The organism is Microcoleus sp. PH2017_05_CCC_O_A (genome assembly GCF_020738785.1).
Lineage (GTDB): Bacteria > Cyanobacteriota > Cyanobacteriia > Cyanobacteriales > Microcoleaceae > Microcoleus.
Genome location: NZ_JAEQCB010000210.1, coordinates 1 through 11,611 on the forward strand (window position 1 = coordinate 1; position 11,611 = coordinate 11,611).

At 45.3% G+C, this 11,611-nt stretch carries 15 protein-coding genes and 2 pseudogenes (1 of these 17 cut by a window edge); 2 read left to right on the forward strand and 15 right to left on the reverse strand.

Annotation, left to right across the window (positions count from 1 at the left end; genetic code table 11):
* Positions 1-339 precede the first annotated feature (339 nt).
* From JGK20_RS31250 to JGK20_RS34700, 7 genes and pseudogenes are all read right to left on the reverse strand, one after another.
* Positions 340-957, reverse strand: a complete 618-nt coding sequence (locus tag JGK20_RS31250) for a transglutaminase family protein (RefSeq protein ID WP_293233385.1) — start codon at positions 955-957, stop codon at positions 340-342.
* 81 nt (positions 958-1,038) lie between these two features.
* The gene (locus JGK20_RS31255; protein ID WP_293180629.1) at positions 1,039-1,476 is read right to left on the reverse strand and encodes an O-acetyl-ADP-ribose deacetylase; all 438 of its coding nucleotides are present in this window, start codon (positions 1,474-1,476) and stop codon (positions 1,039-1,041) included.
* Between the two features lie 85 nt (positions 1,477-1,561).
* Positions 1,562-2,419: a hypothetical protein gene (locus tag JGK20_RS31260; protein ID WP_293180626.1), complete on the reverse strand. Its 858-nt coding sequence runs from the start codon at positions 2,417-2,419 to the stop codon at positions 1,562-1,564.
* 161 nt (positions 2,420-2,580) lie between these two features.
* On the reverse strand, positions 2,581-2,859 hold the full coding sequence (locus JGK20_RS31265; protein WP_293180623.1) for a type II toxin-antitoxin system PemK/MazF family toxin: 279 nt from the start codon (positions 2,857-2,859) through the stop codon (positions 2,581-2,583).
* Positions 2,853-3,101 (reverse strand): AbrB/MazE/SpoVT family DNA-binding domain-containing protein, encoded by a 249-nt coding sequence (locus JGK20_RS31270; RefSeq protein ID WP_293180620.1) that lies wholly within the window; start codon positions 3,099-3,101, stop codon positions 2,853-2,855. Before JGK20_RS31270 ends, JGK20_RS31265 begins: the two co-directional genes overlap by 7 nt.
* 195 nt (positions 3,102-3,296) lie before the next feature.
* Positions 3,297-3,521 (reverse strand): hypothetical protein, encoded by a 225-nt coding sequence (locus JGK20_RS31275; RefSeq protein ID WP_293180617.1) that lies wholly within the window; start codon positions 3,519-3,521, stop codon positions 3,297-3,299.
* A 22-nt stretch (positions 3,522-3,543) separates the two neighbouring features.
* Positions 3,544-3,844, reverse strand: a pseudogene (locus tag JGK20_RS34700) (type II toxin-antitoxin system RelE/ParE family toxin).
* Positions 3,845-4,383: 539 nt separating this feature from the next.
* Between JGK20_RS34700 and JGK20_RS31290 the strand changes: the two are divergent.
* The gene (locus JGK20_RS31290) at positions 4,384-5,937 is read left to right on the forward strand and encodes a radical SAM protein (protein WP_293233387.1); all 1,554 of its coding nucleotides are present in this window, start codon (positions 4,384-4,386) and stop codon (positions 5,935-5,937) included.
* A gap of 191 nt (positions 5,938-6,128) precedes the next feature.
* On the opposite strand, the gene JGK20_RS31295 is transcribed toward JGK20_RS31290, so the two are convergent.
* From JGK20_RS31295 to JGK20_RS31315, 6 genes are all read right to left on the reverse strand, one after another.
* Positions 6,129-6,329: a DUF4926 domain-containing protein gene (locus JGK20_RS31295; protein WP_293233389.1), complete on the reverse strand. Its 201-nt coding sequence runs from the start codon at positions 6,327-6,329 to the stop codon at positions 6,129-6,131.
* A gap of 6 nt (positions 6,330-6,335) precedes the next feature.
* The gene (locus tag JGK20_RS31300) at positions 6,336-6,680 is read right to left on the reverse strand and encodes a XisI protein (protein WP_293233391.1); all 345 of its coding nucleotides are present in this window, start codon (positions 6,678-6,680) and stop codon (positions 6,336-6,338) included.
* Complete coding sequence (locus tag JGK20_RS34705; protein WP_366026978.1) at positions 6,668-6,790, reverse strand: element excision factor XisH family protein; 123 nt, start codon at positions 6,788-6,790, stop codon at positions 6,668-6,670. The genes JGK20_RS31300 and JGK20_RS34705 overlap by 13 nt, the downstream gene beginning before the upstream one ends.
* Positions 6,774-7,094 (reverse strand): RNA-binding protein, encoded by a 321-nt coding sequence (locus tag JGK20_RS31305; protein ID WP_293233393.1) that lies wholly within the window; start codon positions 7,092-7,094, stop codon positions 6,774-6,776. The genes JGK20_RS34705 and JGK20_RS31305 overlap by 17 nt, the downstream gene beginning before the upstream one ends.
* 6 nt (positions 7,095-7,100) lie before the next feature.
* Positions 7,101-7,451 (reverse strand): hypothetical protein, encoded by a 351-nt coding sequence (locus tag JGK20_RS31310; RefSeq protein WP_293196394.1) that lies wholly within the window; start codon positions 7,449-7,451, stop codon positions 7,101-7,103.
* Between the two features lie 73 nt (positions 7,452-7,524).
* A complete protein-coding gene (locus JGK20_RS31315; RefSeq protein WP_293196392.1) occupies positions 7,525-7,725 on the reverse strand; it encodes a DUF4926 domain-containing protein in 201 nt (66 codons plus the stop codon).
* A gap of 102 nt (positions 7,726-7,827) precedes the next feature.
* Here JGK20_RS31315 and JGK20_RS31320 point away from each other — a divergent pair, with 102 nt between their 5' ends.
* Positions 7,828-8,544, forward strand: coding sequence for an aspartate/glutamate racemase family protein (locus JGK20_RS31320; protein ID WP_293233395.1), 717 nt, complete (start codon positions 7,828-7,830; stop codon positions 8,542-8,544).
* Between the two features lie 250 nt (positions 8,545-8,794).
* Here the strand turns inward: JGK20_RS31320 and JGK20_RS31325 are convergent, their stop codons facing one another.
* Together JGK20_RS31325 and JGK20_RS31330 are read right to left on the reverse strand one after the other, a co-directional pair.
* Positions 8,795-9,361, reverse strand: a complete 567-nt coding sequence (locus JGK20_RS31325) for a transposase (protein ID WP_293233397.1) — start codon at positions 9,359-9,361, stop codon at positions 8,795-8,797.
* 630 nt (positions 9,362-9,991) lie between these two features.
* Positions 9,992-11,611, reverse strand: a pseudogene (locus JGK20_RS31330) (glutamate synthase-related protein) (its annotated part continues 491 nt past the right edge of the window); the annotation flags it as partial.

Consider the following 11,611-nt stretch of genomic DNA (forward strand, 5'->3'; position numbering starts at 1 on the left):
TACAGTGCGAGCGTCCCCGCTCGCGTGCTTGTACAAGCACGCGAGCGGGGACGCTCGCACTACCATAAAAAATGCTTCTTGCAAAACTGAGATGCTCCCGATATTTGAACTTGATTTGGTTCTATGATTCTTGATTTACAGTCAACTAATACTGTTTTATAATTCTCGGAGAATCGACCTTAACAACCTCGGAGCGACGTGAAAAAAACTTCCCAAAAGCCTCAGCTTGTTGCTGAGGCTCGCGAATTAAATAACTTACAAATTTAATTGTTATTGTGGGACGGGCGGGACACACCACAAACTTCTGTAAGTTATTTAATTCTCATTTTTGAGTGATTTCTAGTCGATCGCAAGACCGTATTTCTGTGCTGACTCTAGAGAAACGTCTGGAAGATTGAGCAGCAGTTTATCCCATGTAATGTGATTTTGTAAAGCCTCTACAACTACTCGCAGCGGATCAGATAAAATGGTTTGAAAGTCTGCTTCTTCAGGAAACTGAATTTTAAATGCTAATTGCTCTTGAGGAGGTGTGAATTGAGCATTAACATTGTCGCGATTTCCTCTTGCATCAATGCGATACCAGCCTACTTTGGGTAAGTAAACTGCATTGAAACCGTGCAAGGTGTAGGGCGCACCTTTGTCATCAAAGCTCAATCTTTGGTAGCAAAAACCTGCGGGAATGTTGTTGGCCCTCAGCAATGCTGCTAATAGGTGACTTTTGGCAAAACAATAACCTGTTTTGTGCTTTAGTACATCGGATGCTCGACAGGTGACGGGATTCATCTGATAGTCGTAGCTGTGGCGAATTTCGTCTCTAACCCACTCAAAACTAGATTGGGCGATCGCCTCTGATGTATGATGTTGTGATGCTATCTTGTTCGCGAGTGCTAAAATTGCGGGATGATCGCGATCTATAATGTCAGTCGCTGCTAAATAGGTTTTGATTTCTGGAATCATTTTTCTGATAGCCTTTCTGCCTGAGAACTGCTACAATCTTCTCATAAACCTGATGATTCTCCCAATCGAAGCAGCAAAAAGTTATGTTTTGAGGAGCGCCGTTTTTTGCATTTCTTCGTAGCAGATTTTGACTGCAATCTCACCTGCTAAATCCTTAGGATATTTGTAAATGCCGGTGCTAATGCAAGGAAATGCGATACTCTCGAACTTTTGCTCGATCGCGATTTCCATACATTTGCGGTAACATTGGGCTAAGAGTTCGGGTTCTCCGCAGTCGCCTCCTTGCCATACGGGGCCTACGGTGTGGATGATGAAGCGCGCAGGTAAGCGATATCCTTTTGTGAGTTTAGCATCCCCGGTTTTGCATCCTCGGAGCGATCGACATTCGTCAACAAGTTCCGGGCCTGCTGCTTTATGGATTGCGCCATCTACTCCACCACCTCCAAGCAAACTGGTATTTGCAGCATTGACGATCGCATCTACTTTCAGTTGTGTGATGTTGCCTAAAATAACTTGCATAAAAATAATTAAGCTTTAAAAGTCCATACCTATAATGATACAGAGAGAGTGGGTGCGATCGCAAAATGAACAATTTGGAATCGCATCAAATCCCAGATTCAGTACAAGCTAGATTCAAATCATCAATCAACCCCAATCGTTGCGCCCAGTCTGTTAAGTAACCCCGATCCAAATGCTCAGATTGGACTTTCAGAATTCCCAAAACATCATTCCATTGTTTTTGAGACTTAGATTGTTGCCGCCAGAGCAGTTTTGCCAACACAATATCTTCAGGAGAAGCAATCCAAAATTGTTCTACACCAGCTTCGTCAAGGGCTTCTAGTCGTCGCCTTGTCATTTTTGAGCGATCGAACTCAGTATCAGAATTCAGCACGAGATCGGCGTTTAATACGGAAGTCATGTGAGTGATACTCAACACCATGCCTCTGCCCTCTTGAATATCTTCTACCGAACCCGGAGGGCAGTAAAAACCAGCCGTTTCTAGTGCTTCAACTAATCGAAAAATATTATCCCGGAGTAATTCAATTACTAAATCTAAATCCCGTGTCGTTCTAGGATCGCCATAGACAGAAGCGGCAACGCCTCCTGTAATATAATAAGGAATAGATAATGTTTGAAAAATTGGGTGCAACAGTCGGGCGATGTGGCTGGGGTCTTGCGTCCACATAGAGGGTTCACTGGTGGGGGTTAAAATTGGCAGCCATTTGCTACGTAAGATCGATCGAGCAAATCGCTCTTTGTAAGTTGAGGGACAAGCTTTTTTCATGCCGCGCAAGCTAACAGTTTTTGCCCAACGATTTAATTTTACCCCCATTTGCCAGCGTTGGGAATTGGTGAGTTGTCGCAGTAGGTAGAAATCAATTGCATCAGCTTCAGGAGTTTTATCATCTGACTGGGGACGATATCCAGGTTTGATGGATATTTTCGGTATGGATTGAATCATTTTGCTTGTTGATTTCCCTAGTTCTATACATGATATCAGTTAACAAGTCTAACCACATAATTGCCGTATTCTTGATGATCAACTACTCATCAAGAATCATATTTTCAAACAAAATAGGTTCAATTCTCTTCAATACTTCCTTAACTAAATCTTCTGGACATTCACCGATCGAACTTGCTTGCCTTGCACGATAATCTTGCATAACGTAGTTGATCTGTCATAATTACACCTGTCACCGCTTCACCTTCTGGAATGGGAACATAAAACGGATTTTTTCGTTGTGTGGTGCTAATCGGACAGACAAACACAAACCCCATTTTTTGGTTAAATTTAGTTTGACTCACAACCAGTGCAGGTCGAGTACCCATTTGTTCGTGTCCTGCTTGAGGATCGAAATTGAGGCGAATCAAATAACCTCGTTCGGGGATGTAGTTTACCAAACTTCTTCTCCTTCTGGTTTCCCCCAAGAGATTTCTTCGCTGGGTTCTATTTCGCCTGCCAATAGTTCATCTAGGGTATATTTGGAAATTTTCTGATTTACAGGTTCTATGACCATTTTTCCATTTTCTATACTGCAAATTACCGAATCATCTGCTTTTAGATTTAACAATTTTACAATATAGTCTGGTATTGGCAAAGCTAAGGAATTACCCAAGTTGCTGAGGTGTATTTTTGCTGTCATACATTTGCGATTTTAATGCTCAGGTTTATCTATTATAACCGCTAGATAAGGTTGGGCGCGATCGGGCGCAGGGGTTCAGAAACCGGGTTTCTTCGTAAAATCTCGTGGGGAGGCGTCAATTGTCGCAGAAACCCGGTTTCTTGGATTTCGCGGGGGGACTCAGAAACGGGGTTTCTTCACAAACCTAGTCAACTATTAAAGTTGAAACAAGGGGAGGGTTTGTCCGGTAATTGCCTCATGGAAGCCTTGCTGAATCCCTTCGAGGACTGTTTCAATGGGGTCATCATCAGGATCGATGTCAGTATCTTCCGGTACTAAAACAATAATCCTAACGTGGCTGTGGTTGGCAAAAGCAAGGGGGCGATCGATACAAAGCATTCCTCGATCGTCAATTTTTCCAGTAGTTTCAATCGCTTTCATAATATCAGAAACTCGATACAGTTCACTCAGAGAATAAATCTTCTAAATCTCGGTAGCCGCTAACAACCCGCAGAACTTCAATTCCTGCTTCGATCGCACTGTAGAAAATTAGGTAATCATCGATCGGAAAACTCCGTACATTTTCCATTAACTCATCCCGATTGCGTCCCAGAAGGAGGAAACTTCGAGAGAGTTTGACACTTATTGTTAATTCTGTCCAGAAAGCTTTCTGCTGCATCAAAACCGCTGCGATCGGCAATATAGTCCATAATGTTTTCTATATCCCGACTTGCCGGAACTGTAAATCTACAAATCTGATTCATCTATCTGCTTGCGTGCGTGCGACGTTGTTGCAGCTTTAAGCGCAAACTCCGAAACATATCTTCAGCATTAATTACTTCACTTCGATCGGCCGCATCCATTCCCAGACGAATTTGATGAAAGCTAAGACTTCTTGTTGCTGGTCTGGCGATAAGACCTTCACCTTTTCCAAAATGGCTTGTTCGACGGTCATAATTATCTGTTTCCTTTTGATTGCTATTTGTACAATCTAGTAACAACATTATATCAAACGGGTGGCTCAACAGCAATTCAGGGGTGAGTTCAATTGCGAATCGCTCAATTAAATCGCCAATAACTTCCAGGTAGCGTCGCAACTGCTACAGTATTTCCCAACAAATCGAAAAACTAAATGATTAAGAAAATAGTCAATTTGACTCATCTCATCTAGATTAATCTATTTTTATGCTATCGTCTGATTTTATTAAAGAGTAGCTCACCGACTTGTGCTACCGTCTAGTCGCAGGCGATCGCGAGCCGGAAAAAATCCCATCCTCTTATCCCACATTCCCAATCCTCCATTATGATAGCTAAAAACTCTCCCACAATTGGACTGATTGAACCTCCAGCAACGGGACTCTATGATGCAGAAGGTAAAAATTGGACTTCTTTATACAGACATCGTTCCTTAATCAGCAAGCAAGTTTTGATTCCTGACTTGCAAGCAGGAGGATTTGATGCCCGATTGGTCAACCTCAGAGACGACAATTATAGTGAAGAATTTGGGGAAATTGTCTGGAAAGGGATGACCCTGCGGAAAACTTACGTTGGGGGCAAAATTGCTGCCCTAGATCCCCATGCCTTCGATGCTTGGGGCATTACAGTGAATTTCTCCCAAGACCGTCAAGTCACTTGTATGGTGATTGAGCATCTGGCTAAGGGAGGTCGTCCCATTGTCGTTGGTGGGTCGGATGCTTTCGCTGAACCGCACCACTACTTGAAGGCCGGCGCAGCAGCAGTCGTTCAGGATAAATCTGGGGCAGCGAATTGGGCTATTTTTGACTATGTACTGGGAAAAACCCCACGAGAAGAACTCACGGGTGTCATTCTCGCAGATGGTAGACAGTATCCCAGGAAGGCTAAAGCCAAAAGTCCAGAGGAGTGGGCACTACCATCGGTGGAAGTGGCGCGGGAGTGTTTAGGGACACTGCCCAATGTCCAGGGAACTGTTCCAGTAGGTTCGTTGGTAGCTGACATTGGTTGCGATCGCACCTGCGATTTTTGCATGACACCTACCTACGGCACTGGCTTTCGGAGAATGTCTCCTGAAACATCCCTCAAATGGTTGGCGATTCAGAAAGAAGCGGGGGCTCGATCGATCAATATCGGTTCCGATCAATTCCTCGCCCGCGGACTCTTTCCTGAGGGGCGACAAGAGATCCTCGACATTACCAATGGTGCGCGGGAGATGGGAATAACTCTCATGTGGCCCAATGGTTTAGAACTGAGGAAAACAACTCTGGGAGCTGGGCGTAACTACGAAAGCAGCGACCTCAGACCTGACGAAGAACTGATTGAAGCACTGTTTGGCTGGGACGGCAAAGTCGGTTGTCCTTTGGCTTATATCCCTGCCGAACGTCCCGTTTTTGGACGAGAAGCTTACAAGAAGCTCCTTCCTTGGCAAGAGCATTGTACCTTGATGAAATCTGTGGTCAGAACTGGTGTACCTGTGATTGCTTATGGGATCATTATCGGGCTACCCGACGATGACCATGAGGACTTGTTACTTCTTGAGGAAGCCATCTCAGAATTGGTCGATGAACTGGTAGAGATTAACCCGCAATTGGAATTTCAGACTTCGTGCTACAGCATTATTCCCTTGCCCGGAACTCCGCAATCTTATGACTTACGGAAATCAGGAATGCTACAGTTTGAAGACCCCTGTCTTTGGGGGGTATGGACAACGACTTCCAATACTAAGCACCTTACCTACGAGCAGGTTTCCGATTGGCAAATTCGTCTATCTAAGATTCGGAGATCTCCGTCTGAATTTACCAACTATAACGGCGAATATTCAGCGATGGTTAGTGACGCTTCCTCCGACGACTCAAAGGTTGTGTTGGCGAATTTGAACTAAACACCGCTCGTGGGAGATTACATCGGCGAATTTGCGAGCGAGGATCAAGAAAATGAAGAGGAATCTGAGGTATAATCAATGCCTTTTTGACGCTTAGCAGAACGCTCGATTTCCCAATGTACAAGCGATCGCCCCAAACCCGGTTTCTCGGATTAGCGTGCGGGTTTCAGAAACCGGGTTTCTGTGACAATTCAAATTGCGGGCGATCGCAAATAACTTCCAGGTAGCGTCGCAACTGCTACAGTATTTCCCAACAGATCGAAGAACTCAACGCTATAACCTATTTCTAGTCCTTCAATGTGATGCTGTTCGACCACTGTACCGATATCGCCGGTATCAAGTCCTTCTTCTGGAATGTTGCACAGCAAGATGACATCTGAATAAAGTTTCATAAACTGCTAGGAAACTACTGCAAAATCGGTGTATTGCCGCATTCCAGGCTCGTGAAATGCCAAGACAATATCTTCCTTGGGAACTCCTGCACGCACCAAATCCGTTGCAATCCCATCTTCTGTCCAGTCTTCCTCAATCCAGAATTTACGATCGCGAATCCGAACATATACAGTCATGCCGGTAATTCGTTCTCCCTTTTGCCAGCCCAGATTCATCCACATATAATGACCGTTTTGTTCGTCGGTAATTAAGAATGTTTCGATGTCTGGTTGAGGACGGCGATTAGACAATTCTACATACTCGGTTAAAATCCGTTTGATTAGCTTGGGATACTCGGTTAGTTTATCCATTGTACTATTTCCTCTACTTCTGTATTGACGACAATTAGCGGAAGTTGATGTCTGTTTACAATTAATTGAATCGCATCTTGAGTGAAGAAGGTTCTATAGCTGACTTGCAACAGGAATTTTTAACTTGACAAGGGCTTTTTGTAGAACACTGGGTTTAACGCTCAACCAAACTTGTTGGCGATCGTCTTTAGTGTAGCCAATGACAACAGCACCAACAGGCGAATCAATATCGGGATACATTTCTGGTGTCATCGAGCCGGTATCGAGAAAGTCTGAAATTTGAATAAGTCCTTTTACTTCTGCATCACCAAGATTGACAAACACTCCAAAAGATGAATGAAATTCAATCTTGCCGTATATGAGTTTTCCAAGTGGATACTTGGACTCGATCGAGTTCCAAAATTCTTGATTCATAGTCAACTATTGCTGTTTTAGGATTCTCGGAAACTGATTCAAAATGGGAAAAAGATTGTGCGGGATTGCTAGTTCAATACTTGGGTCACCCTGATAGAATGTTTCCAGTGGCTTAAATGTTATCTCGTAGGTTTGCTTGTCTATTATCACCTCCAATATTCCTTGCTGGTAATGATTGTTATATTCTTCAGCCAGACTTCTCGAATCGGGGGCTGCGAAGTAGCATTTGCCATTTTCGTAGGGTGGATTGTTTGGAAAGTCTGCTGGCTGGAAACCATCTCGCAATAATTTTTGCGCTAACCCTGGTTGGGGAGCCTTATAAATTGTGACTGTCTGAGTAGAATTATCTGATGTCATCTATCCTAGTAACAACATTATATCAAACGGGTGGGGCAACAGCAATTCGAGGGTGAGTTCAATTGCGAATCGCTCAATTAAATCGCAAATAACTTCCAGGTAGCGTCGCAACTGCTACAGTGTTTCCCAACAGGTCGAAAAACTCAACGCTATAACGTGTTTCTAGTCCTGCAACGTGATGCTGTTCAACAACTGTACCGATATCGCCGCCATAAAGTCCTTCTTCTGGAAGGTTGCACAGCAAGATGACATCTGAATAAAGTTTATAGTTCATATTGAAACTTCATTGTAAATCTTGTCACGGTTCCGATTGACCTTAAGTTGTGGTAATCTAGAATGATTGTAGCCGATCGTTTTAGTCATTTGAGGAGCCACCATGAAAACAATTGGGCTAATTGGGGGAATGAGTTGGGAATCTTCTATTGAGTATTACCGCATTATTAACGAGGTCACCAAGAGCAAGCTTGGGGGATTGCATTCTGCTAAAAGCGTGATGTACTCAGTTGACTTTGCAGAAATCGAGGCTTTGCAACATCAAAGTCGTTGGCAAGAAGCAGCAGGTTTGATGGTTGCAGCAGCACAAAGCCTTGAACGGGCAGGAGCCGATTTTATCGTTCTCTGTACTAACACAATGCATAAACTTGCGGATGAGATTGAGGCAAATATTCAAGTTCCGTTTCTCCATATTGCGGATACGACGGCTGAGAAGATTCAGTCCAGTGGCATTCAAAAGATCGGCTTGTTAGGTACTCGTTTTACGATGGAGCAGGATTTCTATCGAGGGCGACTGGTTGATAAATACGGGATAGAGGTGCTCATTCCAAATGATGATGAACGAGAGGTGGTACATCGAGTCATTTATGAAGAACTATGTCTTGGAATTATCAATCCAGAATCGAGGAAGCAATATATCGAGATTATGAATAGCTTAGTTGAATCCGGTGCAGAAGGCATTATTTTAGGCTGCACAGAGATTGAGTTACTAATTCATACTGGAGATGCTATGGTTGGATTGTTTCCGACAACGAGGATTCATGCAGAAGCAGCAGTAGAAAAAGCAACAACTGCGGTACTTATTTGCGATCGCAAATAACTTCCAGGTAGCGTCGCAACTGCTACAGTGTTTCCCAACAGATCGAAGAATTCAACGTTATTTTGGGGCTGTTGGTAGGGGGTGAGAAACCGGGTTTCTTCCTGAATCTGGGTGGGGATTCGGAGATTGTCGCAGAAACCCGGTTTCTTGGATTTTGGGGCGATTCGTGGGGAGTTAGAAACCGGGTTTCTTCCTGAATCTGGGTGGGGATTCGGAGATTGTCGCAGAAACCCGGTTTCTGGGACTTTGGCTATTCTTCAAAGGTTAGATGCTGGATTAATTTATCGCTAGTTAAGTCTTCTAAAAAGTAGCGATAAGCGTCTGCTGACTGAAATTGCGATCGCACTTCATCTATTTTAGGTAAACTCCCCCGACGCAAATCAATATATTCTTGATAGCTGGAAAATTCCCAATCTTCGGCTTTTTTAACTATATTAGCTGAAACTGGGTTTAAGTGAATATAGCGAGTGAGGTGCAATAAATACTCTTCTCTATCTACATGAATTGCCCCAAACCGTCCCTGAAATAGTGAACCTACCCTTTGATAGCGTTTATTGATAGCTTTAGCATAAGAGAGAGTAAATGTCTGCATCAGTTTGGAAAAACGATCAGTTTTCAGGTAAACTAATAAATGATAGTGGTTCGGCATCAAACAATAGGCAATAATATCGACATCATTCGTAACCAGATGGTTTCTTAATTGGCGTAAAAAATAAATATAGTTTTGTTGTTCAAAAAAAATGAGCTGACGGTTATTACCTCGGTTATAAACATGGTAGTAATTACCCGCTTGTAAGATAACTTCACGACGTGGCATATGGCATATCGGTGGGTAGGTGAGGGAACTGGTGGGGGGTTAGAAACCGGGTTTCTCACCCAAATCTTGGCATCCTCACCAAGATTATCGCAGAAACCCGGTTTCTTGGACTAGGCGCGGGGCTCAGAAACCGGGTTTCTTCCTAAATCTTGGTGGGATGCCGAGATTGTCGCAGAAACCCGGTTTCTTGGATTGTGCGCGGGGGTTCAGAAACCGGGTTTCTCACCCAAATCTTGGCATCCTCACCAAAATTATCGCAGAAACCCGGTTTCTTGGATTGTGCGCGGGGGCTCAGAAACCGGGTTTCTTTCCTAAATCTTGGTATCTTCACCAAAATTATCGCAGAAACCCGGTTTCTTGGATTGTGCGTGGGGGCTCAGAAACCGGGTTTCTTCCTAAATCTTGGTGGGGATGCCGAGATTGTCGCAGAAACCCGGTTTCTTGGACTTTGGGGTGATTAGTGGGGGCTCAGAAACCGGGTTTCTTCCTAAATCTTGGTGGGGATTCCAAGATTGTCGCAGAAACCCGGTTTCTTGGACTTTGGGGTGATTCGTGGGGAGTTAGAAACCGGGTTTCTTCCTAAATCTTGGTGGGGATGCCAAGATTGTCGCAGAAACCCGGTTTCTTGGACTAACTTCCACCAATCCGGGCCACATCACGAGCGTTTTCTTCAAATGCAGCCGTCAGCGCATCATCACCGCTTAAACCCGCAGCGATCGCCCTTTCAATGGCCTGCAACACCCGCTTATAATCCTTCGGCATCACCTTCACAAACACCGGCAACATCCCATCCCAATTTGCCAAGACTTTCGCCGCTTTCGCACTTCCAGTCAAATCAAAATGAGTCTGAATCAACTCCCGCAAATCGCTAATTTCCTCAACATCCTCCAGTTTTTCCAGCGCCACCATCGACATATTGCAGCGAGTTGCAAAATCACCGGCCTCATCCAAAATGTAAGCAACGCCACCACTCATTCCCGCTGCAAAATTGCGCCCGGTTTCGCCCAAAACTACAACTTTGCCGCCAGTCATGTACTCGCAACCGTGATCGCCGACACCCTCGACTACTGCGTTAACGCCGGAGTTACGCACCCCAAAACGTTCCCCAGCCAGCCCTCGGATGAAAACCTCGCCAGATGTCGCTCCGTAAAGCACTACGTTGCCGACGATCGCGTTTTCCTCTGCGACAAAGGTGGAAGCTAACGACGGGTACAAGATGATTTTGCCGCCGCTGAGGCCTTTGCCCAAATAGTCGTTGGCTTCGCCTTCGAGCTCTAGGGTGACTCCCTTGGGTACGAATGCGCCAAAGCTTTGTCCGGCGCTGCCTTGGAAGTGCAGGTGCACCGTGTCATCGGGCAAGCCTTCCCAGTGGCGTTTGGTGATTTCGTTGCCGAGAATTGTGCCGACAACCCGGTTGATGTTGGTAATTGGGAGTTTGGCGCGGACTGGTTCGCCGTGTTCGATCGCACTTTTGCACAAATCCAGCAGTACACTGAGATCGATCGACTTTTCCAACCCGTGATCCTGCGCCATCTGACAATAGCGCCCGACATCCGCCCCAACTTCCGGCTGATACAGGATGTTCGAGAAGTCCAAACCCTTAGCCTTCCAGTGTTCCACCGCTTGTTTCGCTTCCAAAACATCGGTGCGCCCGACCATTTCATTCAGCGTGCGGAAGCCCAATTGCGCCATGATTTCGCGGACTTCTTGGGCGATGAATGTCATAAAGTTTACCGTGTGTTCAGGATCTCCCGTGAAGTTTTTCCGCAACAGAGGATCTTGGGTGGCAACGCCCACGGGGCAAGTATTTTGATGGCAAACGCGCATCATGATGCAGCCCAATGTTACCAGCGGCGCGGTGGCAAAACCGAATTCCTCTGCACCAAGCAATGCAGCAATTGCTACATCGCGGCCGGTTTTGAGTTGTCCGTCGGTTTCCACGGCGATTCGGCTGCGGAGATTGTTGAGTACCAGGGTTTGGTGAGTTTCGGCCAATCCCAACTCCCAAGGTAATCCGCAGTGTTTGATCGAAGTTTGCGGTGACGCGCCTGTACCGCCGTCGTAGCCTGAGATCAGCACGACATCGGCGTGGGCTTTGGCGACACCGGCTGCGATCGTCCCAACTCCCACTTCTGACACCAATTTGACGCTAATCCGCGCTTCCCGGTTGGCATTTTTCAAGTCGTGAATCAATTCTGCCAAATCTTCGATCGAATAAATGTCGTGGTGAGGCGGAGGCGAAATCAAGCC

Excerpts from the sequence above, each read along its gene's own strand:
- JGK20_RS31310 (WP_293196394.1), bottom strand. The coding sequence starts at position 7,451 with ATGACATCAGATAATTCTACTCAGACAGTCACAATTTATAAGGCTCCC.
- JGK20_RS31295 (WP_293233389.1), bottom strand. The coding sequence starts at position 6,329 with ATGAAACTTTATTCAGATGTCATCTTGCTGTGCAACATTCCAGAAGAA.
- JGK20_RS31300 (WP_293233391.1), bottom strand. The coding sequence starts at position 6,680 with ATGGATAAACTAACCGAGTATCCCAAGCTAATCAAACGGATTTTAACC.
- JGK20_RS31325 (WP_293233397.1), bottom strand. The coding sequence starts at position 9,361 with ATGCCACGTCGTGAAGTTATCTTACAAGCGGGTAATTACTACCATGTT.
- JGK20_RS31250 (WP_293233385.1), bottom strand. The coding sequence starts at position 957 with ATGATTCCAGAAATCAAAACCTATTTAGCAGCGACTGACATTATAGAT.
- JGK20_RS31255 (WP_293180629.1), bottom strand. The coding sequence starts at position 1,476 with ATGCAAGTTATTTTAGGCAACATCACACAACTGAAAGTAGATGCGATC.
- JGK20_RS31315 (WP_293196392.1), bottom strand. The coding sequence starts at position 7,725 with ATGAACTATAAACTTTATTCAGATGTCATCTTGCTGTGCAACCTTCCA.
- JGK20_RS31260 (WP_293180626.1), bottom strand. The coding sequence starts at position 2,419 with ATGATTCAATCCATACCGAAAATATCCATCAAACCTGGATATCGTCCC.
- JGK20_RS31290 (WP_293233387.1), top strand. The coding sequence starts at position 4,384 with ATGATAGCTAAAAACTCTCCCACAATTGGACTGATTGAACCTCCAGCA.
- JGK20_RS31270 (WP_293180620.1), bottom strand. The coding sequence starts at position 3,101 with ATGACAGCAAAAATACACCTCAGCAACTTGGGTAATTCCTTAGCTTTG.
- JGK20_RS31275 (WP_293180617.1), bottom strand. The coding sequence starts at position 3,521 with ATGAAAGCGATTGAAACTACTGGAAAAATTGACGATCGAGGAATGCTT.
- JGK20_RS31320 (WP_293233395.1), top strand. The coding sequence starts at position 7,828 with ATGAAAACAATTGGGCTAATTGGGGGAATGAGTTGGGAATCTTCTATT.
- JGK20_RS31305 (WP_293233393.1), bottom strand. The coding sequence starts at position 7,094 with ATGAATCAAGAATTTTGGAACTCGATCGAGTCCAAGTATCCACTTGGA.